The 26,237-nt window shown below is 41.0% G+C and carries 28 protein-coding genes; 8 read left to right on the top strand and 20 right to left on the bottom strand.

What is annotated here, in order from left to right; all coding sequences use genetic code 11:
• Positions 1-243: 243 nt before the first annotated feature.
• Positions 244-723 (top strand): RNA recognition motif domain-containing protein, encoded by a 480-nt coding sequence (locus tag B2R65_RS05130; RefSeq protein ID WP_004588429.1) that lies wholly within the window; start codon positions 244-246, stop codon positions 721-723.
• On the opposite strand, the gene murI is transcribed toward B2R65_RS05130, so the two are convergent.
• Both murI and B2R65_RS05120 read right to left on the bottom strand, forming a co-directional pair.
• Positions 686-1,483: a glutamate racemase gene (gene murI / locus B2R65_RS05125; protein ID WP_286741423.1), complete on the bottom strand. Its 798-nt coding sequence runs from the start codon at positions 1,481-1,483 to the stop codon at positions 686-688. The two genes, B2R65_RS05130 and murI, sit on opposite strands and share 38 nt — an antisense overlap.
• A 65-nt stretch (positions 1,484-1,548) precedes the next feature.
• Positions 1,549-2,688: a DUF5610 domain-containing protein gene (locus B2R65_RS05120; RefSeq protein ID WP_286741422.1), complete on the bottom strand. Its 1,140-nt coding sequence runs from the start codon at positions 2,686-2,688 to the stop codon at positions 1,549-1,551.
• A 165-nt stretch (positions 2,689-2,853) separates the two neighbouring features.
• On the opposite strand from B2R65_RS05120, the gene trmA reads away from it, so the two are divergent.
• Positions 2,854-3,951 (top strand): tRNA (uridine(54)-C5)-methyltransferase TrmA, encoded by a 1,098-nt coding sequence (gene trmA / locus B2R65_RS05115; RefSeq protein ID WP_286741420.1) that lies wholly within the window; start codon positions 2,854-2,856, stop codon positions 3,949-3,951.
• Between the two features lie 10 nt (positions 3,952-3,961).
• On the opposite strand, the gene B2R65_RS05110 is transcribed toward trmA, so the two are convergent.
• The 5 genes from B2R65_RS05110 to ccoG are packed head-to-tail and all read right to left on the bottom strand — an operon-like array spanning position 3,962 to position 8,235.
• On the bottom strand, positions 3,962-4,414 hold the full coding sequence (locus tag B2R65_RS05110) for a 2-thiouracil desulfurase family protein (protein WP_138542501.1): 453 nt from the start codon (positions 4,412-4,414) through the stop codon (positions 3,962-3,964).
• A gap of 57 nt (positions 4,415-4,471) precedes the next feature.
• Complete coding sequence (locus B2R65_RS05105; RefSeq protein ID WP_004588433.1) at positions 4,472-5,110, bottom strand: thiol:disulfide interchange protein DsbA/DsbL; 639 nt, start codon at positions 5,108-5,110, stop codon at positions 4,472-4,474.
• An 18-nt stretch (positions 5,111-5,128) separates the two neighbouring features.
• A complete protein-coding gene (locus B2R65_RS05100; RefSeq protein ID WP_024032543.1) occupies positions 5,129-5,752 on the bottom strand; it encodes a thiol:disulfide interchange protein DsbA/DsbL in 624 nt (207 codons plus the stop codon).
• Positions 5,753-5,782: 30 nt separating this feature from the next.
• Entirely contained in the window at positions 5,783-6,757 is a 975-nt protein-coding gene (locus tag B2R65_RS05095; RefSeq protein WP_286741417.1) for a serine/threonine protein kinase, read from the bottom strand.
• A 47-nt stretch (positions 6,758-6,804) separates the two neighbouring features.
• Positions 6,805-8,235, bottom strand: coding sequence for a cytochrome c oxidase accessory protein CcoG (gene ccoG, locus B2R65_RS05090; protein ID WP_029773308.1), 1,431 nt, complete (start codon positions 8,233-8,235; stop codon positions 6,805-6,807).
• A gap of 288 nt (positions 8,236-8,523) precedes the next feature.
• Between ccoG and B2R65_RS05085 the strand changes: the two genes are divergently transcribed.
• Together B2R65_RS05085 and B2R65_RS05080 are read left to right on the top strand one after the other, a co-directional pair.
• Positions 8,524-8,883, top strand: coding sequence for a hypothetical protein (locus B2R65_RS05085; protein WP_004588437.1), 360 nt, complete (start codon positions 8,524-8,526; stop codon positions 8,881-8,883).
• Positions 8,883-9,089 carry a hypothetical protein gene (locus B2R65_RS05080; RefSeq protein WP_004588438.1) on the top strand — a complete coding sequence of 69 codons (207 nt, stop codon included), beginning with the start codon at positions 8,883-8,885 and terminating at the stop codon, positions 9,087-9,089. The genes B2R65_RS05085 and B2R65_RS05080 overlap by 1 nt, the downstream gene beginning before the upstream one ends.
• Before the next feature lie 32 nt (positions 9,090-9,121).
• Here B2R65_RS05080 and B2R65_RS05075 read toward each other — a convergent pair whose 3' ends face one another.
• The 13 genes from B2R65_RS05075 to gspC all read right to left on the bottom strand — a co-directional run bounded on the left by B2R65_RS05075 (position 9,122) and on the right by gspC (position 21,119).
• Positions 9,122-9,709, bottom strand: a complete 588-nt coding sequence (locus B2R65_RS05075; RefSeq protein WP_286741415.1) for a UPF0149 family protein — start codon at positions 9,707-9,709, stop codon at positions 9,122-9,124.
• An 18-nt stretch (positions 9,710-9,727) separates the two neighbouring features.
• The gene (locus B2R65_RS05070; protein WP_286741413.1) at positions 9,728-10,486 is read right to left on the bottom strand and encodes a type II secretion system protein N; all 759 of its coding nucleotides are present in this window, start codon (positions 10,484-10,486) and stop codon (positions 9,728-9,730) included.
• A 3-nt stretch (positions 10,487-10,489) separates the two neighbouring features.
• Positions 10,490-10,963: a type II secretion system protein GspM gene (gene gspM, locus B2R65_RS05065; protein WP_138578558.1), complete on the bottom strand. Its 474-nt coding sequence runs from the start codon at positions 10,961-10,963 to the stop codon at positions 10,490-10,492.
• On the bottom strand, positions 10,960-12,168 hold the full coding sequence (gspL, locus tag B2R65_RS05060) for a type II secretion system protein GspL (RefSeq protein WP_286741411.1): 1,209 nt from the start codon (positions 12,166-12,168) through the stop codon (positions 10,960-10,962). The genes gspM and gspL overlap by 4 nt, the downstream gene beginning before the upstream one ends.
• Positions 12,165-13,151, bottom strand: a complete 987-nt coding sequence (gspK, locus tag B2R65_RS05055) for a type II secretion system minor pseudopilin GspK (RefSeq protein ID WP_024032552.1) — start codon at positions 13,149-13,151, stop codon at positions 12,165-12,167. Before gspK ends, gspL begins: the two co-directional genes overlap by 4 nt.
• Complete coding sequence (gene gspJ / locus B2R65_RS05050) at positions 13,151-13,771, bottom strand: type II secretion system minor pseudopilin GspJ (RefSeq protein ID WP_004588444.1); 621 nt, start codon at positions 13,769-13,771, stop codon at positions 13,151-13,153. Before gspJ ends, gspK begins: the two co-directional genes overlap by 1 nt.
• Positions 13,772-13,774: 3 nt before the next feature.
• Positions 13,775-14,146 (bottom strand): type II secretion system minor pseudopilin GspI, encoded by a 372-nt coding sequence (gene gspI, locus B2R65_RS05045; RefSeq protein ID WP_286741409.1) that lies wholly within the window; start codon positions 14,144-14,146, stop codon positions 13,775-13,777.
• 2 nt (positions 14,147-14,148) lie between these two features.
• Entirely contained in the window at positions 14,149-14,733 is a 585-nt protein-coding gene (locus B2R65_RS05040) for a pilus assembly FimT family protein (protein WP_054983937.1), read from the bottom strand.
• A gap of 50 nt (positions 14,734-14,783) precedes the next feature.
• Entirely contained in the window at positions 14,784-15,206 is a 423-nt protein-coding gene (gene gspG / locus B2R65_RS05035; protein WP_004588447.1) for a type II secretion system major pseudopilin GspG, read from the bottom strand.
• Between the two features lie 79 nt (positions 15,207-15,285).
• The gene (gspF, locus tag B2R65_RS05030; protein WP_004588448.1) at positions 15,286-16,521 is read right to left on the bottom strand and encodes a type II secretion system inner membrane protein GspF; all 1,236 of its coding nucleotides are present in this window, start codon (positions 16,519-16,521) and stop codon (positions 15,286-15,288) included.
• Between the two features lie 2 nt (positions 16,522-16,523).
• Positions 16,524-18,092 carry a type II secretion system ATPase GspE gene (gene gspE, locus B2R65_RS05025; RefSeq protein WP_064387296.1) on the bottom strand — a complete coding sequence of 523 codons (1,569 nt, stop codon included), beginning with the start codon at positions 18,090-18,092 and terminating at the stop codon, positions 16,524-16,526.
• Positions 18,085-20,154, bottom strand: a complete 2,070-nt coding sequence (gene gspD / locus B2R65_RS05020; RefSeq protein WP_024032557.1) for a type II secretion system secretin GspD — start codon at positions 20,152-20,154, stop codon at positions 18,085-18,087. The genes gspE and gspD overlap by 8 nt, the downstream gene beginning before the upstream one ends.
• Positions 20,155-20,177: 23 nt before the next feature.
• Entirely contained in the window at positions 20,178-21,119 is a 942-nt protein-coding gene (gspC, locus tag B2R65_RS05015; RefSeq protein ID WP_054983940.1) for a type II secretion system protein GspC, read from the bottom strand.
• Positions 21,120-21,332: 213 nt separating this feature from the next.
• Here gspC and hslR point away from each other — a divergent pair, with 213 nt between their 5' ends.
• The 4 genes from hslR to B2R65_RS04995 all read left to right on the top strand — a co-directional run bounded on the left by hslR (position 21,333) and on the right by B2R65_RS04995 (position 25,686).
• Positions 21,333-21,755, top strand: coding sequence for a ribosome-associated heat shock protein Hsp15 (hslR, locus tag B2R65_RS05010; RefSeq protein ID WP_024032559.1), 423 nt, complete (start codon positions 21,333-21,335; stop codon positions 21,753-21,755).
• 12 nt (positions 21,756-21,767) lie between these two features.
• Positions 21,768-22,613 carry an Hsp33 family molecular chaperone HslO gene (gene hslO, locus B2R65_RS05005; protein ID WP_054983941.1) on the top strand — a complete coding sequence of 282 codons (846 nt, stop codon included), beginning with the start codon at positions 21,768-21,770 and terminating at the stop codon, positions 22,611-22,613.
• Between the two features lie 260 nt (positions 22,614-22,873).
• Complete coding sequence (locus B2R65_RS05000) at positions 22,874-24,412, top strand: phosphoenolpyruvate carboxykinase (protein ID WP_004588454.1); 1,539 nt, start codon at positions 22,874-22,876, stop codon at positions 24,410-24,412.
• A gap of 161 nt (positions 24,413-24,573) precedes the next feature.
• The gene (locus B2R65_RS04995) at positions 24,574-25,686 is read left to right on the top strand and encodes a PepSY-associated TM helix domain-containing protein (protein WP_286741404.1); all 1,113 of its coding nucleotides are present in this window, start codon (positions 24,574-24,576) and stop codon (positions 25,684-25,686) included.
• Positions 25,687-26,237 lie beyond the last annotated feature (551 nt).

The following is a 26,237-nucleotide window of genomic DNA, read 5'->3' as shown; positions in this document are numbered from 1 at the left end:
GTGGGGTCGCATTATAGGGAGATCCGAAAACAGATCAACCCTTTTTTTAGATCTTTTTACTGTTCGAACAAAAATAGAGCAAAACAGTATAAAACTAGCTAAATCACTGGCTAAGATGATGCTTTTTTATACTGATTTTTATTATTTAATATAAATTTCATTGCTATGTTCGTTTAAGACGTTAAGATAGCAAGTTCACAATGTTAAATTAATGTTTATTTCCTGTTTATTGGTAGATCTAAAATGAAATTACCCGATCAAAAATCTTTTATCTTCTCTGTTATTCTTGCTGTAGTTGGTTTTGTTATTGTTGAGTTTGCTTTAGGCAGCTTAGCTTTAAGCCCAGCATTGCTATTTGGTGCTGGTTTATTAATTGGTGGGATTGCTATTGCTGCAATATCATCGGAAGGTGGTGAAGAAGCTGAAGTTAAAACAAAAACACTTTATGTTGGTAATCTTCCTTATCGTGCAAATGAAGGTGTTGTTCGCGCTTTGTTTGAAGAACAAGGTAAAGTTTTCAACGTGCGCCTATTAAAGGATAAAAATACTGGCAAACGTCGTGGCTTTGGTTTTGTTGAAATGGCACAGGCAGATGCAGACAATGCAATTGCTAAGTTAAACGATAGTGAGTTCCAACAGCGTACTTTAAAAGTACGTGAGGCAAAACAAAAACAAGAAGATGATTCTAGCTCTTTACGTACTGAGACGGATCAATCAGTGTAACGTGCTTTATAGCTAGCTTATTACTCAAAACATCAGCCGTTGCATAATATTGCAGCGGCTTTTTTTTGTCTGTAAATTTATTTCCAAAGTTATGCTGCTCTAGTAGGTAGTTTACTCTGCTAGCAATGGCCGCGCCTGAATCGAGTAATTGCACTGCGTTATTAAAGTACGCTTGTATAGCATCGCTAAGAATTGGGAAATGTGTGCAACCTAGTACAAGTACATCTATATCTGAGTTAATGCGCAAACGCGTAAGCTCTTTATGCAGTTTGAGTGTATCTAGCTGCTGAGTGAAAAATAACTGCTCTGCCAATGCCACCAGCTCAACACTGCTATATAAACTCACTGTTACGTTGCTGGCATGCTCTTTTATTAATGTATGAGTATAGGGGCTTGCAACTGTGGCGGGGGTTGCCAATAAGCCGATGTGCTTTGTGCTAGTTACTTCAGCAGCAGGCTTTATTGCTGGCACTACGCCTACAATAGGTATTGATGTAATTTTGCGTACTTCACTTAAGGCTGATGTAGAGGCTGTATTGCAGGCTATAACAATAAGGTCGACATTAAGCGCGTTTTGCTCAATAAAATAAATGAGTGAGCATAAACGCCCTATAATAGTTTGCTGGGTTTGCGCGCCATAAGGGAGTAACGCATTATCCATAAAGTAGCTGTACTGTGCATCTGGAATACGCTTTTGAATATGCTCAAGCACGGTGGTGCCACCTATACCTGAATCAAATACCATTATGTGGGCTGACAAACTTTGGTTCCTACTGTTTATTAAGAACGGCAGTTTGCCATGAGTTATTTATAAAAGAAAGTAGTTTAGCTTTGCTCAGACTTTAGCCCGTCGAGTGCATCGCCCGCTGAATTTAATTGGTTTAGGTTTTCAAACATTGCCTGTGTGTAATCAACTAGCTGATCGACCGCTGCTTGATCTTGGTTTAGCCACTCTATAATACCGGCAAGCTGATCTTGTAGGCCTAGTTGCGATGCTTTATCAAATGCATTTTTTAGATCGTCATTAAAAGGTGCGATCGCATCGGCTACCTCTTTTGTTGGGTTTGGCTGATATTGCTCATAACTTTTAACGGTAGCGACTGTTTTTGTTTGACGAAGGTCCATTGAAAATGCAACAAGTTGCTCACTGCCTAAGCTCAGTTCTTGTGCTTTTTCAAATGCTTCATCCAAATCACCGCTAAAGAATGTTTTACTTACACCTTGTAGCTCTTCCATCATGGCGTTAATGGCATCTTGCTCTTGCTCGTTTAAATCACCATTAACTGACATTGAAAAAGACAGCTCTCGAGATTGCGACGACGAGCTGGCAAACGATTCGCTGTTATTGCTTTGTTGATACCCGCTCGCTGTTTGAGACTCATATGCATCAGCAAAGCTAATACTGACCTCATCACCTTCGGCCGTTGTAAACTTATACTCGGCATTGCTGCTCATGCTTACATATTGTGCTTGGCTTACGCTAACACTGGCCGCTTGTGGGTTAAATAGGGTTTGCTCAAACTCATCAAGCCCCTCAAAAATGCCTTCTTTTGACTTGTCGATGCCCTCTTGCATTTCTTCGTTAAATACACCGGTGCCTTTTAGTTCATCAACCGCTTCGTCTATACCGGTTTGAACACCTGAGCGCGCATCATCTAACATATTTTTTAATTTATCGTCATCGGCACCATTGGCTTTGGCTTTATTAACTGCGCCAGATACAAAGTCGAGTACATTTTTTACTATTTCATCAAAATCGAATAAAGGTTTATCGGCTTGTTTTTGCTCAACAGGTAAACCTAGCTGCTCTGCCATTTTGTCGCCAAGCACTTTTGCAGCAAGTTCTCTGCCTCGCTGTAATGAACTTTCTTGCGGAGATTGGATTGTTGGCTGCTGTAGCGCCTCTTTATTATTGAATTTGTTTACGTTGTTGTTTGGCGTATAGCCATAATTACCGATTTTCATGATCCACCTCCGTTACGTACTTAGCTTATTATCGGCTAATAGTGACAAAACTAAAGTGCATGTTTAAAAAAACAGCAACTTTATTATCAGCAAAACTAGACAAATACTGCTCGCTCCCTACAATAGCGCCGATAAATAGATCTCATAAATAAGGTAGTAGCATTAATGGCAGTGATTAAAATAGATACCACACAGTACGATACGCAGCTAAATGAAAAAGAGCAGCGTATTACGTCGCAATTTAAGCGATTTGGTGTGCAAGCGTTAGAGGTGTTTAGCTCAGAGCCAATTAACTACCGCCAACGTGCTGAATTTAGAGTATGGCACGATGGGGACGATCTATTTCATATTATGTTTGATCAGGCCACGAAAGAAAAAATTCGCGTCGACACCTTTGACCCTGCCGCGCCATTAGTTGGTGAGGTTATGCAGGTGATGATTGATAATTTAAAGTCGTGTGAAGTATTACGCCGTAAGCTGTTTCAAATCGATTATTTATCGTCATTAAGTGGCGAGATTTTAGTAAGCTTGCTTTATCACAAACCACTCGATGAGCAGTGGCTAACTGAAATAAAAGCCCTGAAAGAAAAACTGAGCAGCAAATACAACATTGACTTTATCGGTCGTGCGCGCAAACAAAAAGAAGTACTAGGCAATGATTTTGTTACTGAGCGTTTAACCATAAACGGCCAGGAGCTTATTTATCAACAAGTAGAAAATAGCTTTACGCAACCTAATGCTAAAGTGAATATAAAAATGCTGGAGTGGGCACAAGACTTATGTAAACCACTGAGTAATGATCTGCTGGAACTTTACTGTGGTAATGGTAATTTCTCTATTGCATTGGCGGGTTCGTTTAATCGCGTATTGGCTACTGAAATATCTAAGTCTTCTGTGCATTCAGCGCAATACAACATTGCTAAAAATAAGGTAGATAACTTAGATATAATTCGTATGTCGAGTGAAGAGTTTACCCAGGCAATGAATGGCGAACGTACCTTTTCGCGTTTAGAGGGGATAGATTTAAAAAGTTACGATTGCCAAACTATTTTAGTCGACCCTCCACGCGCAGGTATGGATACCCTTACCTGTGACTTAGTAGCCAACTACGAGAACATTATTTATATATCGTGCAACCCAGAAACGCTTGAGCGCGATTTAGATCATTTAACCCGTACTCATAATGTTAAGCGCTTTGCGATATTTGATCAGTTCCCTTATACGCATCACATAGAATCGGGTGTTTTCTTACAAAGAAAATAGTGAGTTAATATTATAATGCCAGCACCTTTATAAGTGCTGGTATTTGATTTTCACTAAACACTTCAATTTGATGCTCCATCAGCAACTTAGCAGTCATACCCATGCCCTGTACTTTTACCCCACTATGGCTACCATCGTAAATTGTATTTCTACCACACGAAGGGCTCGACTCTTTAAGTAAAGCAAAACGAATTGCATGCTCATTACATAAGTCTAGGGCTTTAGCTGCACCTGATTTAAATTCTTTAGTTACATCCTCATAAGTGCTCGTTACTACTCTGCCTTGTTTTATCTCTGCTGATGCTCTAGGTGTTGGCAATCCACCAGCCACCTCAGGACAAAACATAACTAACCTATTTTCTTTACGCCATACATTAATTTGCGGGTGTAATAATGCTTGGCTTTTACCATCGTATCGAACAGGTAAGCCAAATAAACAACTCGATATTAATATTTTTTCCATTACTACATCCCTATAAACAAAAAAGCTCCTTACGGAGCTTTTTTGTTTTAGCAAACCTTACTTGTTCGCTAAATAATTAATTAATTTACTAATATCTTCTGGCGCGGTAATACCAGACTCACGGCCTAGGTTTAATTTGTATTTACCATTTACGATAAAGGTTGGTACGCCACGTAGCGCGCCTTTTTCTTTAAAGTAATTTTGGTCACGCTTCATTTTAGAGCTTAATGTACGTACCGAGAAACTTTTGTATAGTTTATCAAACTTATCGCCATCAACACCCTGCGCTACAAATACATCTTTTACATCTGCAAGCTCGTTAAATTTAGCGCGCTTAGTGTGAATGTGATTAAAAATAGCCGCAACAATTTTATCTTTTTGTGGAAGTACTTCCGCAGTGGCCAGCGCTTGGCTCATCATTTGTTGGTTTTCTGGATCGCGAACACCGACAAAATCAACATGGCTCTTTTTAAATTTAACGTCTTTGTCTAGCTTTGGCTTAAACTCACCAATTAACGCTTCCATGTTATTACAAGCAGGGCAATAAAATGAGAAAAACTCTTTTACTTCTGGCTTTTTAGTCGCGCGCTCAGCAACTACATCGTAATGTACGCCTTCTTCATAAGTGGCGGCTACACTGCTCGCAGCCATAGGCAATAGTAATGCAAGTAAACCTGCTTTAACTAATTTGATCATTGTTATTGTTCTCCGAGATTAAAGTGTTAGTAAAAAAGCAACTAACTCATTCAGTTCTTGCTGGTTATTAATGGTGTTAATGTTTATTTTATATTTATCGTTTACAATAAAGGTAGGCACACCAGTTAGCGCACCTAGTTTTGAATATTTGTTTTGTTTATCTTGCATTGCACGCTCAGCTGAAATAATTGGCATGCTGGCAATGTCTTGATCAAACGTTGCACTATCGATACCGTTAACTTCAAGCAGCTTTTTAACGTCTTTCATTTGCGTTAAAGGTGCGCGCTGTACATGAATACTTTTAAAAATTTGGTCGCTGATACTTTGTGCTTGACCGTGCTTTTTACCGATTAAGTAGGCGTAGCTTAAGTTGCTTTGTGCCTGTGGTGATACACCGCCTAAAAAGTTAACGTGATTTTTTATAAATTCAGTGCCCTCAGGTAGGCTTTTTTCAATTGCCTTTGCAACAGGCTCAAATTTAAAACAATGCGGACAGTAAAACGAGAAAAATTCGGTTACTTGCGGCTCTGCGCTTTTTTCTACATCAATAACAGTATACTGGTTATCGGCTTCAAACTGTGCAGCAAGGGCTGCAAATGGTAAACATAAAAGTAGTAGGCTCAGTTTCAATTTTTTAAGCATTGGTATCTCGTGTACTTTTTAAATAAAATTTTATGGCAATAACTTCAGCGGAGCTTCTTGCAGTGCTGCAAACTGCTCTTTAAGCGCTAAAATTTGTTGCTCCCAGTATTTGTCTTCAGCAAACCATGAAAAGTTCCGTACGAACGCAGGATCACTCCATCGTTTAGCTACCCAACCCATATAGTGAATAATACGCATTGCACGAAGCGGTTCAATTAATTTGAGTTGAGTGTGGTCAAAATCACAAAACTCTTCATACGCATTTACAAGGGTGTCTAACTGTAACAGCTGTGTTTGACGATCGCCACTGAGCATCATCCATAAATCTTGAATGGCCGGCCCCTGACGAGCGTCATCTAAATCAACAAACATAAGTGCTTCGCCTGCCCACAAAATGTTACCTGCGTGGCAATCACCATGTAAGCGGATCCCTTGCACATTTTTATACTGTGCTTGCGCTTGTTCAATAACCAAGTCCAATATGGTGTAAAAAGCCGTGCTGATCCCCATAGGTACCAAATTACTTTTTTGCAGATGAACTTTAGCTGTATGCAAATATTCTTCGCAGCTAAAGGTAGGTCTGTGCTCAAATGCTTTGCTTTTAGCCACCTGATGCATACGGCCAATTAAACGACCCATTACATCAAGCTGATCCAGGTTATCAACTTCAAATTGTCGCCCGCCTACACTTGGAAATAACACAAATACATAACCTTGGTGCTCAAATAAGCTTTCTCCGCTGTGCTTAATAGGTGCAACAACGGGTACTTCGGCCTCGGCTAATTCAAATGCAAAGTCGTGCTCTTCTTGTATTTGCGCTTTGCTCCAGCGCTCTGGTCGGTAAAACTTAACAACGTAGCGCAGGCCATCTTCCGCCTTAAATTGGTAGACTCTGTTTTCGTAGCTGTTAAGTGCTAATAAACCTGACTCTGCATATATACCAACGCTTTCTATCGCATCGAGAATTAAGTCGGGCGTTAAATCTTCAAAACTAAATTTACTCATGGGCTTCTTAATGTAAAAAGCGGGTTACCCCGCTTTTGTTAGTGTGTTTATCGCGCTTTAAAAAAGTTACTCGGTTGCGATATGCTTTCATCGGGGTCATTAACCGGTGAAAGTACAAAGTTAAACTCCGTCATTGGCGCTTTTAAATCATACGGGTCCATCACAAGTGACAGTGGCACATTATGCGATTGCCCTGCTTGCACTGTAAATGTTTGCTTGCCAATGTACTTAAAGTTTTCAAGGCCTTGAACATCAATATTAAAGGTTTGCTCGTACTGCGCCTTGTTGATTACTTTTAATGTATAGGTGTTTTCTACCAAGCCATTAAAGTCAACTCGATACAGTTGGTTACGGTCTCGTATTATGTCAAAGTCCATAGGCTTTCTAAATGCAATGTTAGCCACCAGCGCACTGGTAAGCACCACCAGTATGACCGTGTAACCTATGATTTTAGCTCGCAGTGGGTTGGTTTTATTTTCAGGTGTTTCGAGATTACGCTCAGTAGTATAAGAAATAAGACCCCGCGGGTAATCCATTTTATCCATTACACCATCGCAGGCATCAATACATGCGCCACAGTTTATACACTCGGCTTGCAAACCATTACGAATATCTATCCCTGTAGGGCACACCTGTACACACAAGTTACAGTCTATGCAATCGCCCATATCTAAATCTTCGTGGGCAATTTTACGCGAACGTGGGCCCCGGCTTTCGCCGCGTTTTTCATCGTACGTTACGGTGTAAGTGTCTTTATCAAACATAGCTGATTGAAAACGTGAATAGGGGCAAATGTGTAAACACATAATTTCACGCATCCACCCTGCATTAGCGTAAGTACACGCTGCAAAGAAAATAATACTTACCAGCGCGTAACCACCTACATTAAAGGTAACAAAGTCAGGGAGTAATTCACGGATAGGCGTAAAGTATCCGACAAACGAAATAGCCGTATATAAGGCAAATAAAACCCAACTGGTGTGCTTTGCTGTTTTTCGCCAAAACTTATCAAAGTCCATCGGGCGTTGATCTAGCTTTTTACGCTGATTCGCTGTGCCTTCAAACTTTTCTTCAAACCAAATAAATATAAAGGTCCATACAGTTTGCGGGCAGGTATAGCCACACCATACTCGGCCATAAAAGGTAGTAACCAAAAAGAGTGCAAACGCGGCCAACATAAATATAAAGGCTAATATAGTGAAATCTTGCGGCCACAGCGTTAGCCCAAAAATATTGTACTTTTGGCCAACTAAATCAAATAACACAGCTTGCTGGCCATTAAAATTTATCCAAGGCAAAAGCATAAAGGCAAGCATGCCTAAAAAGCCTATACGCTGTCTAAGTAACTGATGAAGCCCTTTTACTGCGCGAACATAAATTCGGTTACGTGGGTTAAACCTGTCGTCTTGACGGCTTAAATCCGGTTGTTGGATTTTAACCTCTGCAGGTATATTCTTTACTTTAATTTGCTTGTCCATCGAAGTTCCTCAACGCCGCTTGGAAATAAAAACGTAGCAATATGTGCGTATTCTATACTGTAACTGTAGTTCGTTAATGGTAAGTGTGATTAGTTTAAATAATCAGCTGTTTGAATACTTTCAGATATTTCAGAAATATCTAACTGCTGTTGGCTATTATAACAATACTGGCTAAAATTACAGGTATAGAATGCTAATAATTTATTCATCTCAGTTACTTGCTTTTAAAATGCAGTTTATTACACTGCTTGCTAAATTTACCCCATTAAGATCAAGGTTTACGCATTCATGAAAAAGTTTATTATATTGGTCATTCTGATCCTTGCGTTTTTTACTATTGATCACCCATTAGTTAAAGAGCCCCGCGAAAAGCTATTAGGTGAAGGTGTGGGTTTTTTAAGTGATGCGAGCAAAATAAACCGTAGCCCAGCAGCCAATATGGCTAAAAACCGCATTAGCAGTGCGTTAAAGCTCTCTGAGTCTGAACACGAATATATTGAAAAAACCTTTACCACTGATGATTCAGTGCAGTTATTTCATTTACGTTATTGCCGCGAGCGCGACCTAAATTTATATTTTTACGAAGAGCGTTTAAATACAGTGTGTAAAATTGTATCGGATGCATTAGAACAAAAGAGAGCTAAGTAGTGGATTTTTCGCAGTTAAACAAAAAAGCGAGTGACTCTTTTCATAAACAGCGCACAATACTTAAAAAGCTATCGCAAGGAAAAACCTTGCATTGTGAGCAGTGCGGCGAGGTGTTAACACTCGATTTAGCCACCAGCGAGCCGGGTAAAGGCGTTGTTAAGTGTAAAAAAGGCTGCACTGATATTATTTTAGAACTTGGCGCTTAATTATTCTAAGCGCCGTTTAATATACCTAAAGGCTACTCTTCCCACCCTTCATCTGTAATCAGCCCACTGTTTATGGCTACCACCTCAATAAGCTCGGCAAAACCTAATGCAAAGTCGCCCATTGATTCGTACTGATACTGATATAAGGCTTCGAGTGTCATACTATTTTGCTGCGCAATTTGCACTCTTGTTTGCTCATCCACAGCAAAAAAGCTAAGCGTACTTAGCGCACTCTCTAGTGCTTCTTTGTACTGAGGCTCTAAAGCGGGAGCTGTTAATAGAGGTTGTGCGTACTCATGAGTAGCACGTAAAAAACCTTCACTCCACGCTTGGGTATAGTCTAGGTCAAAATTGGCGGGTAACTTGTAACCGGTTTCAAATACTTGCTCACTAATTTGATGGTACAACGCCATAAATAAAAACAGTATTTCTTCGTCTAAATCGTTAGCCGTATTAGGCACTATATGCGCTAACCACTGGTGAACTTCTAATGGGCTTGGCGAACAAATAACCCCAAATAGATAGCCTTGGCTTTGTGTTAATGACATAGCCTGAGGTTGAGTACTTAAAAATGCACTTAATTGCTGTGCGTGTTGTTCGTTAAACTGTGGTAATTGCATTAAATCTCTTTTATTACATTAAAAATTTAGTGGGTAGCGGCCCTGTGTATCGGGGCGGCCTAAAAACTTAACCGCGTCGTGTACATCTTTTGGTAAGCTGGCATCAGGTTTAACATAGCCTGCAACTTTAAAGTCAAAGTTAGCTTTAAGTGTTGCGTCGGCTTCAAGGCCTAACGTGTTATCTGGGTCGACCAAAATAGCTATATCGCCCGACTTACAGCTTAACATGCCACTCAGTGGCCCTATATTAAACCAGCCATTAAAGCCTTTAACATCTATATTTGGGCTAGCAATCTCGCCTTTTAATGACTCACAATAAGGTACACCTGAGGTGTACTCGTTAAGCTCTAAAATGACTCGGCCTTTAGCCGTAGCTGGTATAGGTAGTGCAATACGTTGCATGGCACGCTCTACGGTCGAGCGAATTAAACCATCGGTAACTTTAACCACATTGTTAAATAATCCGTAATTCACATCAGCATAGCCCGAAATATCGCTACGCTCACGCGGATTACCAAATTTTAAGTTAGCATTTAAATTACCCGTAAATAACTGCCAGCCAGCAATATCCCAGCGTACATTATTTAGCTGCTCGTCTTGATAGCGCACTTGCATCATTTGACCTTGCCATACACTTCCTACGGTTTGCCCTATTTCAAGCTGTTTTGGTAAGTACGGCTTAGCTAGGTCTAACGCAATGGCCGCTGGTAATTTCATTATGCAAAACACAATAAAACTAATAAAAAATACCACTGATAATATTATTATTTTTTTCATTAATTACTTCTCTAGTACTAAGCGGCTTACACGTACAAACCCTGATTTATCATCTTTGCTTAAATCAAGGTTCTCTACTGTTAAGCCATGCTGATTAACCAGTTCGTCTAACCATTCTATTAATTGATTAAACTCTACCGAATCAAGCGTTAAACGTAACGAGTTATCGTTAGGCTGCATTTTACTAATAGTAATACGGTAACGACTACGCGTTGAATTAACCACTTGGCTAATATTTTGATTGCTAATTGCCTGCGTGTTACCCGCCGCTTTTAACTTTACTATGCTTTCATCAACCCATACGAGCAGCTCTTGCTGAGTGACGTACGACTTTTTAGCTTTATCTATGGCGTTATTTAGAGGTCTAAAAATCCCCATTACTAAAACAAAAACAACAAATATACCACCAGCAACCATAATCAATTGCTGCTCTTGCTCTTTTAAAGAGCGCCAGTATTGCATTATTTGCTTTTTCATACTGCACCTCGCAGTTTAATTTCGCCTACGACAAAATCGCCATCGTTATTTAACGACCCTTGTTCAACCGTTAACCCTTGTTGCTCAAGTATACTTTTTACTTTACCAAACGTTTGAAAGTCTTTTGCGCGTGCGCGTATTCGCAGCTCATTACGGCGTTTATCGTAACGTAGGGTTTCTGGCGTAAATTCGCTTACTTGCGAAAAAACGCCAACCAATTGGCTGGTCAAATCTAAAAATCCAGCTTCACTTTCGCCATTAATGGTTTTAAGCGCGCCCCTGATTTGGCTTTTAATTAAGTTAGGACGTACTTTAGTTCCGGGGAATGCTTTTTGGTATCTATCCACTACCTGGGCTTTAGCAAGCTCAACACGCGAGTTAAGTTGATTTAGTTCAACAAGCTTTATAGCAATGGTAGCAAATAAAGCAACACCGGTAATAATGGCTGCGCCTTTCCAATAACCCCACCACAGTGCACTTTTCTTTTTAAGCTGGTGCATACCTTGGCGTAAATTAAATTTAACGCTGGTAAGTTGTTTAGCAAATAAAGCCAATGGTAAATCGTAGTCGCTTGCTTGCGAAATTAGGTTAATACATTCAGGAAACTGATTAGCTGGGCTATAGTGCTTTACGCTCGGCTCGCCAAGTGCACTTAAGTAATCCCTTAGCCAGCTATTCTCAACGGCACTAATATGCCAATCGCCTCTTTTAAATAACCACTGATTATTAAGCTCTATGGCGGTTAATGTATCATCATCGGCTGTAGGCAGTAGCAGGGCATCAGGTAAAATGGTGTATACCGCCAAGTTATGCTCTGAAAATAAAGCAAGCCAAGCCTCAAACCACTCGCGGTCAGTTAAGGCAACTTTAATTGCATGCTGCTCATTAATCATAGTGGGCTCGCCAATTGCGACAAATAGCTCGTCTATATCGCACGCAATGTCTTCTTCAAGCATGTATGGCAACGCTTGCTCTAACTTACGATTCCACTTAGTCGGCAACGCCACTGTTTTAAGCTGCACCTGATCGCTAGGCAGTAATACCACTACCTCGCGGGTTTGCGCTTTTTCACTTAGCTCACTTAAACGGCTTGCATCGGTTAATTCCCCACTGGCAATTATTTCTTGTTCTTGTGGTGAATAAATTAACCAATTTAATTTATCTTGCTCTGTTTGACCCGTGCGGATCAGCAGTATTTCTGTCACTGTACGCCTCCAAATTTTCGCGCCAGTATCGTTACTTCGCCATTTTTGGCATGAAGTAATGTGGTCATCGAAAAACGCAAATCGACAAATGTCGCCTGCGTTTGTAATTTAAAATATTCGCTGTTAATACTAAATAGTTCTTTAACCGAATCTAAATTTGTACCGCCTTGCTGCTGTACCTCGGAAAAAAATTCATCCACGCTATCAAATCCGGTTTCAGGGCGAGCTGCTATAACGGCCTCTGCGCCCGATAACGATAATTCGTCAATCATGGCACTTAAAATAAGTGCCTGTTCGGGAAGTAACGTATTGACGTTAATCGATAATAAGGGAGACCCGGGAATAACACACACAAAAGGTAATACCTTTTCCATTACTAGCGGATTAAAACCTTTTACCAAACGCAACTCAGAAGGTGATGCAAATAAACTATTTGCGCTCATATAAGGGTAATCACGCGATAAATACTCGTCTTCTTCAGCGCCTGAACGATAGGTAATGCTGTTTTCATCAAGCCAGTCAAATACACTGTCTGCCATTGCTTCTTCGCTTTCCTCGGCAGGTAAATCTTCAATGTTTTCTAATAATGCAAATAGTGCTTTATGAGCAGGGTTGGTTTTGCTGGTAGAGTTTGGGTCTGGTGCTTCCCCTAATGCATTTAAATTTAAACACGCCTGTAAGTCAGTAATTTTACCGCTTAGAGTACCGTTATCTACAGGGTATTGGGTGTCGCCTTGCGTGGCCCAAACCTGATCTAACGAGGTTTTGTCAGGATCATCGTCTTTACTTAACTTTAGTGCCTTTATTGCCAGCTCTTCACCGCCGTAGGCATACCACTTTGCTTGTTGGTGACCTTGCAGGTTAGTGCTTTTTTGAACCTGCACCATTAAATTAGCACTCATTTCTACGGCTAATATCGCGGCTAGTGCAACAATAAACAGCACAATAACTAATGCGGCACCGCGTGATTCGCGCTTATTCATTAATTACTCTCCCCGCTGTTTTTGCCCTGCCCGGGTACTAAAAAAACACGACGAATAGGCTCTGCCTCAATTTGTTGTAAAGTAACCGCAACCGCTTTAGGTAAGGCTTTTATTTGCCATTGCTCTTGCCATTCGTTGTTGGCATCTAAAAATTCAAATTTAAGCTCTTCGATACCTTTTAAAACAACTTGTACCCGCGGCTCCATATTATCAAGCTGATCTACATACACTCTGTATACACGCTCTAAATTGTCATCAAGCACTCTATACCCTACGGCTTGTAATTCAGAACGAGGCAGCAAATTAATTGGGTTTACCCAGCCATCACGTACAAACGCAATACCATCGTATTGGCTTTCTAATATATAACGCCCTGCTAGTAAGTATTGCTCTTGCGCATCACCGGCTTCGTTACGTACAGTGCGCTGAGTCATTTGGCTAAAGTCTTGATCCATTAACCTAAATGCGGTTTGTAGGCCGTTAAGCTCCGCTATTTTTTCATCAGACGCTTCTTTTGCTTTGGTGGTTGAGTCTAAAATTTGGTGAGTAGCCATAATCACCACCGCTAAAATAGCCATAGCAACTAATACTTCGATTAATGTAAATCCGCGCTGCTTCACTTATTAGCTGCCTTTATTTAAATAAGTTGAAAGCTCGTACACCGATTGCTCGTATTTTTCGTCGCTAAAAACATTTATGGTCACTTTTACAAAGCTTTTGTCTGCAGTTTTTGCTATTTCTTGCTTCCAAAACCACTCAACGCCCGCCATTACTTCGCTGCCGCGCGCGCCATTTTTAGCCTGCCAGTCTTTACCTTTACTACGCTGCACCACAAGCACATTTTCTGCCACCCACGATGCATATGTTTGCTCTTCAAGTGCTGTTAAATGATTTATATGCTCGCCGGTTGCTTGCATAGCTGCAATCCCAGCCATAGCACAAATACTTAACGCCACAAGCACTTCGAGTAAGGTAAAGCCTTTATTTAGCCTCATTATTATGGCTCTTTTCGCAAATTAACAGGGGCTGTAAATTCCCCTTCAATGTAATACACAGGCTCGCTTTGCTCTTTTAATTCAACAATAAGCTGAAAGGCGCTGACCTCGCCAGATGATAAAATAAGGACTTGCGGTATTTTTAGTTTTTCAAGCTCTAATAAGCTATCGTCATCGCCGCCGCTCATTAGCTCACGCCAATTAGCTTGCTCAAGTAAGTTCTCTTGTGACCAAGCTAAATCTTCTAAATTGAGCGTGAGCTTTAACCGTTCATCCAGCTCAATGGGCTTGTAAAGGTCTTCTCGGTCAAAGGTAATCCATTTTTCGCCATCAAATACTAAAAACTCAAGGGTGTTTTCTTCAACCATCAAGCCAAGTTCTATTTGATTTAAAATAGCAAATTCAGAGGCCATGTTAATGGTGGTATGCAGCCTAAGCGCTTGTGTATCAAGCTCATCTTCGGCACCGCCTTCTAAGCTGTATACCACCATTTTGGTCGCAAATGCGATAATAGTAAGTACCACTAAAATTTCTATTAAGCTAAACCCAAGGTGGTGGGCGCGCATACGATTAAGGCTTACTTGCATAGTAAGCCTCGTGCAATCGTATTTAACCATACTGCTGGGTTAAGTCGCATTTATTGCTCGTCTTCGTTCCAGTTGCCAATATCATCATCGGTACCGGCTTCGCCATCAGGTCCCATTGAAAAAATATCAAACTTGCCAATTTCACCTGGGCTAATTAGCTGGTACGGGTTGCCCCATGGATCTTCTGGTAATTCATTTACAAAACCACCATCAGGGAAACGCTTTGGAATTGGCTCAATGCTGGTTTTATTGACCAATGCTTCTAAGCCTTGCTCTGTGCTTGGGTAGCTTTTATTTTTAAGCTTGTATAAGCTCATTGCATCTTCAAGCTGTTGAATATCTAGATGTGCTTTATCGATAGCAGCTTCTTCTTGTTGGCCCATAATATTAGGCGCCACAATTGACATAATCATCCCGATAATAACCAATACCACCATTACTTCGAGTAAAGAAAAACCTGATTGTTTATTCACGTAAATACCTCATTTTCCAAAAACATAATTTAATTTGGCGTCATCTAAGTAAATACTAACTTAGCTAACCCCTTAAAGCTTAAAGTCCTACCGCTTTATTCATTGCCATTATTGGCTGTAAAATAGCCATTACTATAAACAAAACAATCACCGCCATTGAGGCAATCATTGCTGGCTCTAATAATTTTAATGATACGTTTACCATGCTTTCAAACTCACGGTCTTGGTTATTAGCCGCGCGCTCTAACATTTGTTCTAACTCACCTGATTTTTCACCGCTGGCGATCATGTGCAGCATCATCGGTGGAAACAATTTGGTTTGCTGTAAAGCCGCTCTTAGGCTTGCACCTTCACTGACTCTATCGGCAGCATCTGCCACTGATTTTTTCATTTTTTTATTCGCTAATACACCACCCGATATGCGCATGCCTTCAAGTAGTGGTACTGAGCTTGACGATAAAATACTGAGCGTACGTGCAAAACGCGCGGTATTAATACCCCGCGCTACTTTACCAAAACCAGGCATGTGCAGTACGCGGTCGTCCCACCAAAAGCGTATTTTAGGTTGTTTAAGTGCATGTTTAATGCCTACTGCCAGCGCAGTAATGACTAACAAACTTATAAACCAATAATTTTGTACAAAGTGGCTGCCTGCCATAACCCATTCGGTTGTCCAAGGCAGTACTTGCTTAGTTTTTTCGAAGGTTTTTAAAATTTTAGGCACTACGGTACCGAGTAAAACCGAAACAATACCAATAGCAAAAATAACCAAAATGGTAGGATAAACCATGGCTTGAGTAATTTGGCTGCGCATGTGTTGGCGCTGTTCGGTGTAATCGGCAAGGCGATTTAATACTTGGTCAAGGTGCCCTGATTTTTCACCTGCGGCTACCATTGCTCGGTATAAATCGTCAAATACATGTGGAAATTCACTCATGCCATCGGCCAGTGTATAACCCTCTACTACCTTTGAACGTACCGACATAAGCATACGTTTTAAGCGCGGCTTTTCGCATTGCTCTGCCACCGCCATGACAGCCCCTTCAACTGGCAATGCCGATTGAATGAGCGTAGCAAGCTGGCGTGTAATAAGGGCTAAATCGGAGGTTGATACGCTGGGTTTAAAAAAACGACTTAATAACGGCGTTTTTGCGCCACTAACTTGCTTTTCCCCTTCTGCTGCAGGGACAACTTCAAGCGGCGTAAGTTTTTTTTCGCGCAGCGCTTGGCGAATTTGCTTAGCTGTATCGGCTTCTAAAATGCCTTTTTGCTCTTTCCCTCGGCCATCAAGGGCACGGTATTCAAACGCCGCCATGGTTAGGCTTCCTCACGGGTAACGCGTAGAATTTCTTCAAGGGTTGTTTTGCCTGCCAGTACGCGGCTACAGCCATCTTGGCGTATGCTTGGGCTTTTTTGGCGAATGTATTTTTCAACACTTTGCTCGCCTTTACCGCTGTGGATCATTTCGCGTATTTCTTCATCAACCACGAGTAATTCATGAATACCAGTACGGCCGCGGTAACCATTAAAGTTACACTCTTCACAGCCTACTGCGCGGTAAATTGTAGGTGCGCTATCAAAAGGTACTCCTAGCAGCTCACACTCACGTTCATCAGCAGTGTGACCTTCTTTACAGCTATTACATAAAGTACGTACTAAGCGCTGCGACAGCACGCCTAACAATGACGATGACAGCAAGAATGGCTCTACACCCATGTCTTCCATACGGGTAATTGCGCCCGAGGCGGTATTGGTGTGTAGCGTAGACATAACTAAGTGACCTGTAAGCGATGCTTGCACGCCAATTTGCGCGGTTTCAAGGTCACGTATTTCACCGACCATTACTACATCGGGATCTTGACGTAATATTGCACGAAGCCCACGGGCAAAGGTCATATCTACTTTGGTGTTTACTTGTGTTTGGCCAATCCCCGGAATTTCGTACTCTATTGGGTCTTCTACCGTTAAAATATTACGATCGCGAGAATTTATTTGGCTCATACCGGCGTACAAGGTGGTACTTTTACCAGAACCCGTTGGGCCAGTAACCAAAATAATACCGTGTGGTTTACTAATTAAATCAGCAAACAACTCTCGGTTTTGCGGCGTCATACCTAAATCTTCAAGGTTTAAGCGGGCATTGTTTTTATCAAGTAAACGCAGTACTACACGCTCACCAAAGCTAGATGGCATGGTAGATACACGTACATCTACTGCACGCCCTGCAATACGCAGGCTAATACGACCATCTTGCGGAATACGTTTTTCTGCTATATCTAGTTTCGCCATTACCTTAATACGCGATACTAATAACGAAGCAAGCTTACGATTAGGTTTAAGCACTTCTTTTAATACGCCATCAACCCTAAAGCGAATCACGAGCTCTTGCTCAAAGGTTTCGATATGTATATCGGATGCACCTTCTTTAATTGCTTCGCTTAACATGGCGTTGATTAGTTTGATGATAGGCGCATCATCATCGCCGGCTAATAAATCTTCGGTTTGTGGGAGCTCATCGGCAAGGGAGAATAAATCGACCTCATTACCAATATCTTCCATCATTTGTTGTGTTTCAGAGCTGTCGCGCTGATACGCAGCCTCTAATAGTAACTCAAATTTATCGTCAGCTAATTGCTCGAGGGTAAAGCCTTTACCTGCAATGCGACGTACTTCTAGCAATACTTCAACATCTAGCTCGCCGCGGTAATACACAATTTGCTGTTCATTATTTTTACTAAGCAGTACACCCGCTCTGCGCGCATACGAAAAAGGTAAACGTTTTGGAGGCAACTCAACTAAATCGTTACTTGTAAGTAACTCCTCAGAGCGTGTTTCATCACTACGATGAACCACGTCTTCGTTTATTTGTTCTATTGCGCTAGTCATCTTCACGCTCTGCACGTTCTTTAGAGCTCAATGCTTTTAAGTGCTCTTCATAAGTTGGTGGCAGAATAAGCTCATCATCCCAAGATGGAAGTAAAGGAACATCTGAATTTGGCATAAGCTCTATGCCATCTTCTTTCTCTTTCATTTGCTCGCCACGGATAAAGTTATACTTATTAAAGCTTAACTTATTCATATTAACGCCATCGCGAATAATTGTTGGGCGAATAAATACAATAAGATTACGCTTACGTTTGGTCGTATTGGTTGACTTAAATAAGTGACCTAAAATTGGAATATCACCTAAAATTGGTACCTTAGATACACTCTCTTGTACGTCTTCATCAATTAAGCCGCCTAATACAACCATACCGCCATCATCAGCCATAACGGTTGTGGTAATGGCGCGCTTATTAACAGAAATATCAACAGCGGTTGCACCACTTACACTCGATACTTCTTGTTCAATTAATAATTGTACTGCTGAGCCATCGTTAATTTGTGGGGTTACTTTTAGCTTTACACCCACTTCTTGGCGTTCAATGGTTTGAAATGGATTATCGTTATTACTGCCTGTTTGCGAACCAGTAATAATGGGCACTTCTTGACCCACTATCATCGACGCTTCTTCGTTATCCATGGTGGTAATGGAAGGTGTAGCCAGTATGTTTGAGTTAGTGTCAGTTGAAACGGCCTGAATAATTGCACCCCAGTCGTTTTTAACTAAACCAAACGCTAAGCCATTAACACCACTTAGTAGCGAGGCAAGTGCCGAATAATCACCCTCAGTTGTTTCATCGTAGCTGGTTACGTTACCTGATTCTGTGCCTATTATTGTTTGTGTGGTTGTGGTGTCTTGCGCTTGAATACCTGCAACCGCTAATGAGCCTACAGGCACAGTTGAGCCATTATTAAACTGCAACATACCGCCATCTTCCGAAATCCATTGCGTACCTAAGTTAACGCCATCCGATTCCATTACTTCAACAATAATCGCTTCTACAAGTACTTGCGCACGGCGAATATCGAGTCTATCAATCACGGTCTCTAATGAGCGCATGGTATCGGGCTGTGCTGTAATAACTAATGAGTTTGAGTCAGGGTGGGCTTCAATACTGGCATCGTTTTTATTGTTTGTGCGAGTTTTACTTGTGCCTTGGCCATCTTCTGCAAGCGTTTTACTTACGCCTTGCAGTACTTTTACTAAATCCTCTGCTTTGGCGTAGTTTAAGTAAAATACTTTGGTATTACCTTGGCTTTCAAGTTCGCCATCTAGGCGCTTAATTAGTTCTATAGCACGGGTACGGGCTTGCCCTTCACCGCTTACTATTACGCTATTAGTACGGCCATCGGCAACCACCTTAGGGATCAAAAATTCAGGAACACTGCCTTTACCGCTGTCTTTGTAAATATTTTCAACAACCGATACTACATCATCTGCTGTTGCATATTTAAGCTTAACAATATCTACACGCTTATCACCGGCTTGATCCACCGAGCGAATAATTTCTACTAAGCGATTAACCGACGCTGCATGACCAGTAAGCATCATGACATTGGCAGCATTAAAGTTTGCTACATGGCCACCGTCTTTTTGGTCGCTAAATTGACGTACTAATGGGCCAAGCTCTTGAACACTTACATTTTTAACGCGTACCACACGGGTGATCATCATATCGCCCGATGCAGCGCTGTTTTCTGTAATTAGCGGCACATTTGATTTTTTAGCGTCAGAGCTTTTTTCAATCTTGATAATACCGTTGTCCATTTCTACTGCTGAGTAGCCATACACTTCGAGTACATTTAAGAAAAATTGGTAGTACAGCGCTTCATCCATTAACTCATAACTGCGTACGTTTACTTTACCGCGCACATTTGGGTCAATGATCACTGTTTTATTAAGGTTTTTACCAACAATGTTTATAAACTCGTTGATATCTGTGCCTTTAAAGTTTGCAGCATATTCAACAGCTGAAACCGACAACGAAATACTGGCTGCTAAAAAAAGCGCTGCGTACTTAGCTAACCCTTTTTTAATTTTTTTGAGGTGTAGCACCTGAACCATTATGTTAAAACTCCAAAGCTAAGTTATTGCAGGCTAAATTGCACATCGATTTGCTCACCATCACGTTCTATCGTAATTGTGGCATCGCTGGTATTACGCAGCTCATTAATAGCTGCCATTGCCTGTTGTAAATCTGTTAATTGGTAGCCGTTAATAGCCACGGCTAAATCATTATTCTGTAGGCCCATTTGTTTAAACAGAGCAGGCTCTTTACCTGGGCTCAAGCGATAGCCGATTAACTCGCCATCGCTCATTGCTTGTGAAACACGAATATAATCAAATAACTTACCAGGCTCACTTAGTAGCTCTTCTCGTGTTTCTATTATTGCTTCTTTTACATCTGGGTCAGCGGTTGCGTTAATTTGCAACTCGCTTTGCTCTATTTTTTGCGGCCCCATGTCTTGTGCTTCGCGAGCGGCAAGGACAGGCATAGACACTTTTTTACTAAAGTCGAGACCATCTAGCATTAGCGTTTCAAATCGCCCGTTTACACTTAAAATAACGCGATCGGGAAGTATTTGCGCAACCTCTGCACGGGTGCCTTGTACAACCTCTTCAACTAAGTAACTAACTTGTCGCCCCTGTGACTCAATAATAGCAATACCTGCCTTGTCGTCGTTACTTACAGCAACAATACCGGTTAGATTAATACTTAAGCGTGTTTCTGGCGCATTATTAATTACTTCGTTTTGCTGCGCAGTATTGGTTTTATTTGTTACAGTTTTTTTACCAAATAAAAATTGCTCTATAATATTTTGTACTGAGGTAGTACTAGAAGCCTTCGATGCGGCTGAATAGTGAGATGGAGTAAGCGGTGTAGAGACCGGTTGTGGCCATACCAGCCAAACTAATTTTGAGAGTAAATAAGCAAGATAAACAACGACTAACAGCGTAACTACTGCGCTTAATTTAGCATGGGGTAGCCGTGTTAAAAATTGTTTAAGCTGTTGAATTTGCTGTTCCATAATAATGTTCTTATTTTAATTTACTGCATAAGCGCGTACCCATAGTACCCTTTCATTTTTCATTCAACAAGCACACTAATATTAAACTTTGTAAACAGATTAATATAACAATGTAATGTTGACTAAAAAACCAGCATGCGCCGTAATACCTTCATCCTACGATGATTTCATGATAAATTTTACGATATATAAATAGTCGATTGAAGAAGCCTAATGAGTAAAAAAAATAATACTAATGCCGACTCAGACCACAACAGTGAGCCAAAAGTTCGATTAGATAAATGGTTATGGGCTGCGCGCTTTTATAAAACCCGTGCGCTTGCACGCGAAATGGTGCAAGGCGGCAAAGTACATTATAATGGGCAACGTACTAAAGCGAGTAAAATTGTGGAGGTTGGCGCAACCATAAAGCTTGCCCAAGGCGTTGATGAAAAGCTTATCAAGGTACTTAAAGTGCTTGAAAAACGCCAAAGCGCCCCCATTGCACAGACCTTGTATCAAGAAACTGATGCAAGTATTGCAAAACGCGAAGAAAACGCCATCGCACGCAAAAATAACAGCTTCTTTGCTCCACATCCGGATAAAAAGCCCGATAAAAAGCAAAGACGCGAACTTTTAAAAATGAAATCAAGTTAGGTATAGCCGCTCATGCAACAAGATTTACTTCACCGTTATTTATTCGACAAACTCGATGTTCGTGGCGAACTCGTTCAAATTGAGCACGCCTACAACGAGATGATAGCTAATCACAATTACCCTGAGCCAGTTAAAGCATTATTAGGTGAATTACTCGTTGCAACGTGTTTATTAACTGCCACTTTAAAGTTTGAGGGTGAAATAGCCGTTCAGCTACAAGGCGATGGCCCTGTTAAATACGCTGTTATTAACGGCGACGATAAACAAAATATGCGTGGTATTGCGCGCATGCAAAGCGAGGTTAGCGGCACAACGGTAAAAGAGCTTGTAGGTAAAGGTTATATGGTTATTACCATTACCCCAACCAAAGGCGAACGTTATCAAGGCATAGTGCCTCTTGAGCACGATACATTAAGTAAATGTATTGAAAGCTACTTTGAGCAATCAGAACAGCTAAAAACGCGCCTTTGGTTTGCAACCGACACAACAGAAGGGAAAGCCAAAGCCTGTGGGTTGTTTTTACAAGTACTGCCTGTTGATAAGCAAAAATCAATTAATGACTTCACTCACTTAGAAGCCTTAAGCGATACAATTAAACGCGAAGAGCTATTAGAGCTTGATGCCAGTACCGTATTAACGCGCTTATATCACGAAGATAACCCGCGCGTATTTGACCCGCAAGCTATTACATTTAAATGTGGCTGTAGTAGAGAGAAAACCATTACTGCTTTAGTTAATGTAGGCCAACAAGCATTACTTGATGATGTTGCTGAAAATGGCGCTGTTAACATTAGCTGCCATTATTGCCTAAAAGAATATGTTTTTGACGAGCAAGATATTAAAAACATTTTTAATTAGCCCCCACCTCATAATCAAATATAAAGCCGCAAAATATGCGGTTTTATATTATAAAATGATGATACCGGTGTCATGAATTTTGTTAATTTACTGACACCGGTATCATTGAAATTATTCATGTTTTTTAGCAAATATATGTGTTTTTAGGGCCTTTACAGGCTCGAATATCTCAAATCCTTCTGTTACTATAATTTCAGCTTAAGGGAACTAAGAACCCAGAGCTATCCCGTTCAAACTCTCACACATAGTTAGGTATAAACATGACTACAAGCGCAACACGTTTTGTCGATTTAACCGCAGCTGAACTTGTCGAGCATGCGATTCGTCGTGGCGAAGGGACACTAGCCGCAAATGGAGCCTTTGTTGCAATTACAGGCAAGCGCACTGGTCGCTCTCCTAAAGATCGCTTCATTGTAAAAGAAGCAACAACGCAAGATGATATCCAATGGGGCAATGTAAACCGCCCATTCGATGCTGACAAATTTGACGCTTTATGGGCTCGCGTAGAAGCACATGTGCAAAGTAATGACCACTTCACCTCTCACTTAGAAGTTGGCGCAGACCCTGAGCACTATCTACCTGTAGTTGTTACTACAGAAACAGCGTGGCACCATATTTTTGCTAAAAACATGTTTATTGAGCCTAAAAACTATAATGCATCTGATTTACCCCAATGGCAGGTAATGAATGTACCTTCGTTTGTTTGTGACCCACAGCGTGATGGCACCAACAGCGACGGCACTGTTATTATTAACTTTGCTCAACGCAAAGTGTTACTTGCTGGTATGCGTTATGCCGGTGAAATGAAAAAATCGATGTTCTCCGTTCAAAACTTTCTTCTTCCAGCAAAAGGTGTATTACCAATGCACTGCTCTGCTAACGTAGGAGAAGCGGGTGATACAGCACTATTCTTTGGTTTATCGGGTACTGGTAAAACAACTTTATCGGCCGACCCAACACGCTTTTTAATTGGTGACGACGAACACGGTTGGGCACCAGGAAGCGTATTTAATATCGAAGGTGGCTGTTACGCAAAATGTATCGACCTCTCACAAAAAAATGAGCCAGTAATTTGGAATGCTATTCGCTTTGGTACAATTTTAGAAAACGTTGTACTTGATGAAACACGCACACCTGACTTTAACGATACAAGCTTAACGCAAAATAGCCGTGCTGCTTACCCGCTAGAGCACGTAGAAAAGCGCAAAGTTGAAAACCGTGCTGGCGAGCCAAAAGCTGTTGTATTTTTAACCTGTGATGTGAGCGGTGTTTTACCGCCGGTTTCTGTACTTAGCGAAGAAGCCGCAGCTTTTCACTTTTTAAGTGGTTACACGGCTAAAGTAGGCTCTACAGAGATTGGCTCAACTAGCGATATAGAATCTACATTCTCAACGTGTTTTGGCGCCCCTTTCTTCCCTCGCCCTGCAGGTGTTTACGCTGAGCTGCTTATGAAGCGTGTACGCGAATTTGGCGCAAAGGTTTACCTTGTTAATACAGGGTGGACAGGCGGCCCATACGGTACTGGTGAACGTTTTGATATTCCAACTACCCGCGCTGTAATAGATGCAATCGTATCTGGTAAGTTAGCCAATGTAGAAACTCAGCATATCGATGTATTAAACCTAGACGTACCAGTGGAAGTCCCTGGTGTGGATAGCAAGCTACTTAACCCAATTAATACATGGGAAGATAAAGCAAAATATAATGAATATGCAGCAAAACTTGCCGCTGACTTCACTGAAAACTTCGCTAAATACGATGTATCAGATGATATTAAAAATGCAGGCCCAAAAGCATAATTAATTACCAAGCCTGATTTAAACGCCAGCCTATAAAGCTGGCGTTTTTGTTTGCTAAGCTAATTATTTTATTGCTGCGACATTTTGTCGCAGTTCTTTTCTATTAAACAAAGATACAATGCGCCATCCCTATACTGCATATTTTTAATGGTCACTCTTTTATGCGTTTTAATGGTTCATGGCGAAAAATAGCAAGACGTGTACATTTATACCTAGGCTTATCTATCGGGGGTGTACTCGCACTCATTGCTCTAACAGGTTCTATACTCGTTTATTACCCCGAACTAGATGAAAATATAAGTAATTTAAGTACAGAAACAGCGAGGCCTATAAATTGGGATACCGCATATCAAACACTAAAAACTCACTACCCAGATAAACAAGGCTCGTGGCGTTTAGAAAGCACTAAAAATAAACATTATATTCCCGCAAGATATTACAACCCAAACGAAACAGTGGAGCACGCTTTTGCACCACTTATGGTTTGGCTAAGCCCTGATGGCAGGCTTATATTACGTGAGGATGTATGGGGTAACTACTTTGTTACCTGGATTTATAACGTACACTTCTCGTTACTTGCAGGTAGCGCTGGTACAATCGTTATAGGTTATATAGGAATAGGTAGCCTTATACTACTCATATCAGGCCTATGCGCTTGGTCGCCTAAAAAAGGGCTATGGACTAAGGCTATAAAGTTTAAAGCGCGCAGCTCTTTACTGGGCGTGTTATATGACTGGCACAAGTTGCTTGGTTTAATTTTTGCTCTGCCTTTAATCTTATTAACAGCAACCGGCATAATGTTAGCAATACCCAAGCAAACCGATCCTTTAATAACAGCCCTGCTTGGAAATATAGATAGACCTAACAGCGCAATAATAAAACCCCAGCGCAGTATTTCCTTATCAGCAGCACTTAGTACAGCACAAGAGGCCATGCCAAATACACGGCTAGCATGGGTAGAAACCCCGTCAAATCACAATGCGGTATATCGGTTTAGGTTCAAAACCAAAAGCGATCCCTCTTATCGCTTTCCTCACAGTTATGTGCAAGTAAATGCAAGCACAGGAGAGCTCATAAGTGTTTTTAATATAGATAAGATGAGCATTGCCAGTAAATTTAAAAACTGGTTGCATCCACTTCACAATGGCAGCATTGGCGATCAGCCATTACGAATTCTATGGGTTTTATCAGGGGTAGCCAGCGCTTTGTTATTTGCCCTGGGCCTTTTTAGGTGGCTCATTAAAACGAAACGATTTAAATACACTATAAGCTAATTACAAAGCTTATTTAAAATATCAAACGAGCTTTTAACAATCTAAACCTGCTTGCATAGCTAGCTACGTCATAAGTTACGAGCTGCTTACGCAGCGTAAATAAAAGCAAAAGCTATATAGATAGTCAAACCGCTTTATACCAAACTTAAAGTGCTACGCTTGATAATAAGCTAAGCCCTATGAACTGTTTAAAATTAATTCATTACTTTAAGTTATATTGCGTGCTTTAATCGCGGGCTTCGTGAGCCTCAATCCACGCTACGGTGGAGTGTCGGAACTATATAACGGCAGGTATTTCACTTTTCTAGAGGCGTAGAAAAAATGCTTCATTTCTCAAGCAGCGATCTGCTCTTAGGAGTCGGTGTGCTACGCTGTCAAATGTCGTGCGGACTAAGGTACACATATATAAAAACACTATATTTACCATAAAAAGATGTGTGGTGAGCCTTATCCGCGGGACTCGTGATACTCAACCCACGCTATGGAGGTGGTGGAGATTGTGCGAATAATACCTGGAATGTATTTTTACTTTTCTGCAGACGTAAAAAAGC

Origin of the sequence: Pseudoalteromonas sp. UBA2102, assembly GCF_002331165.1 — a bacterium.
Taxonomy (GTDB): domain Bacteria; phylum Pseudomonadota; class Gammaproteobacteria; order Enterobacterales; family Alteromonadaceae; genus Pseudoalteromonas; species Pseudoalteromonas atlantica.
The sequence above is the reverse complement of the archived record's forward strand: the minus strand, read 5'-3'. Positions and strand labels throughout refer to the sequence as shown.

What these genes read in the sequence shown, in the direction of transcription:
- B2R65_RS05130 (WP_004588429.1), top strand. Translation starts at nt 244, where the DNA reads ATGAAATTACCCGATCAAAAATCTTTTATCTTCTCTGTTATTCTTGCT.
- B2R65_RS05120 (WP_286741422.1), bottom strand. Translation starts at nt 2,688, where the DNA reads ATGAAAATCGGTAATTATGGCTATACGCCAAACAACAACGTAAACAAA.
- trmA (WP_286741420.1), top strand. Translation starts at nt 2,854, where the DNA reads ATGGCAGTGATTAAAATAGATACCACACAGTACGATACGCAGCTAAAT.
- B2R65_RS05110 (WP_138542501.1), bottom strand. Translation starts at nt 4,414, where the DNA reads ATGGAAAAAATATTAATATCGAGTTGTTTATTTGGCTTACCTGTTCGA.
- B2R65_RS05105 (WP_004588433.1), bottom strand. Translation starts at nt 5,110, where the DNA reads ATGATCAAATTAGTTAAAGCAGGTTTACTTGCATTACTATTGCCTATG.
- B2R65_RS05100 (WP_024032543.1), bottom strand. Translation starts at nt 5,752, where the DNA reads ATGCTTAAAAAATTGAAACTGAGCCTACTACTTTTATGTTTACCATTT.
- B2R65_RS05095 (WP_286741417.1), bottom strand. Translation starts at nt 6,757, where the DNA reads ATGAGTAAATTTAGTTTTGAAGATTTAACGCCCGACTTAATTCTCGAT.
- ccoG (WP_029773308.1), bottom strand. Translation starts at nt 8,235, where the DNA reads ATGGACAAGCAAATTAAAGTAAAGAATATACCTGCAGAGGTTAAAATC.
- B2R65_RS05085 (WP_004588437.1), top strand. Translation starts at nt 8,524, where the DNA reads ATGAAAAAGTTTATTATATTGGTCATTCTGATCCTTGCGTTTTTTACT.
- B2R65_RS05075 (WP_286741415.1), bottom strand. Translation starts at nt 9,709, where the DNA reads ATGCAATTACCACAGTTTAACGAACAACACGCACAGCAATTAAGTGCA.
- B2R65_RS05070 (WP_286741413.1), bottom strand. Translation starts at nt 10,486, where the DNA reads ATGAAAAAAATAATAATATTATCAGTGGTATTTTTTATTAGTTTTATT.
- gspM (WP_138578558.1), bottom strand. Translation starts at nt 10,963, where the DNA reads ATGAAAAAGCAAATAATGCAATACTGGCGCTCTTTAAAAGAGCAAGAG.
- gspK (WP_024032552.1), bottom strand. Translation starts at nt 13,151, where the DNA reads ATGAATAAGCGCGAATCACGCGGTGCCGCATTAGTTATTGTGCTGTTT.
- gspI (WP_286741409.1), bottom strand. Translation starts at nt 14,146, where the DNA reads ATGAGGCTAAATAAAGGCTTTACCTTACTCGAAGTGCTTGTGGCGTTA.
- B2R65_RS05040 (WP_054983937.1), bottom strand. Translation starts at nt 14,733, where the DNA reads ATGCAAGTAAGCCTTAATCGTATGCGCGCCCACCACCTTGGGTTTAGC.
- gspF (WP_004588448.1), bottom strand. Translation starts at nt 16,521, where the DNA reads ATGGCGGCGTTTGAATACCGTGCCCTTGATGGCCGAGGGAAAGAGCAA.
- gspE (WP_064387296.1), bottom strand. Translation starts at nt 18,092, where the DNA reads ATGACTAGCGCAATAGAACAAATAAACGAAGACGTGGTTCATCGTAGT.
- gspD (WP_024032557.1), bottom strand. Translation starts at nt 20,154, where the DNA reads ATGGTTCAGGTGCTACACCTCAAAAAAATTAAAAAAGGGTTAGCTAAG.
- gspC (WP_054983940.1), bottom strand. Translation starts at nt 21,119, where the DNA reads ATGGAACAGCAAATTCAACAGCTTAAACAATTTTTAACACGGCTACCC.
- hslR (WP_024032559.1), top strand. Translation starts at nt 21,333, where the DNA reads ATGAGTAAAAAAAATAATACTAATGCCGACTCAGACCACAACAGTGAG.
- hslO (WP_054983941.1), top strand. Translation starts at nt 21,768, where the DNA reads ATGCAACAAGATTTACTTCACCGTTATTTATTCGACAAACTCGATGTT.
- B2R65_RS05000 (WP_004588454.1), top strand. Translation starts at nt 22,874, where the DNA reads ATGACTACAAGCGCAACACGTTTTGTCGATTTAACCGCAGCTGAACTT.
- B2R65_RS04995 (WP_286741404.1), top strand. Translation starts at nt 24,574, where the DNA reads ATGCGTTTTAATGGTTCATGGCGAAAAATAGCAAGACGTGTACATTTA.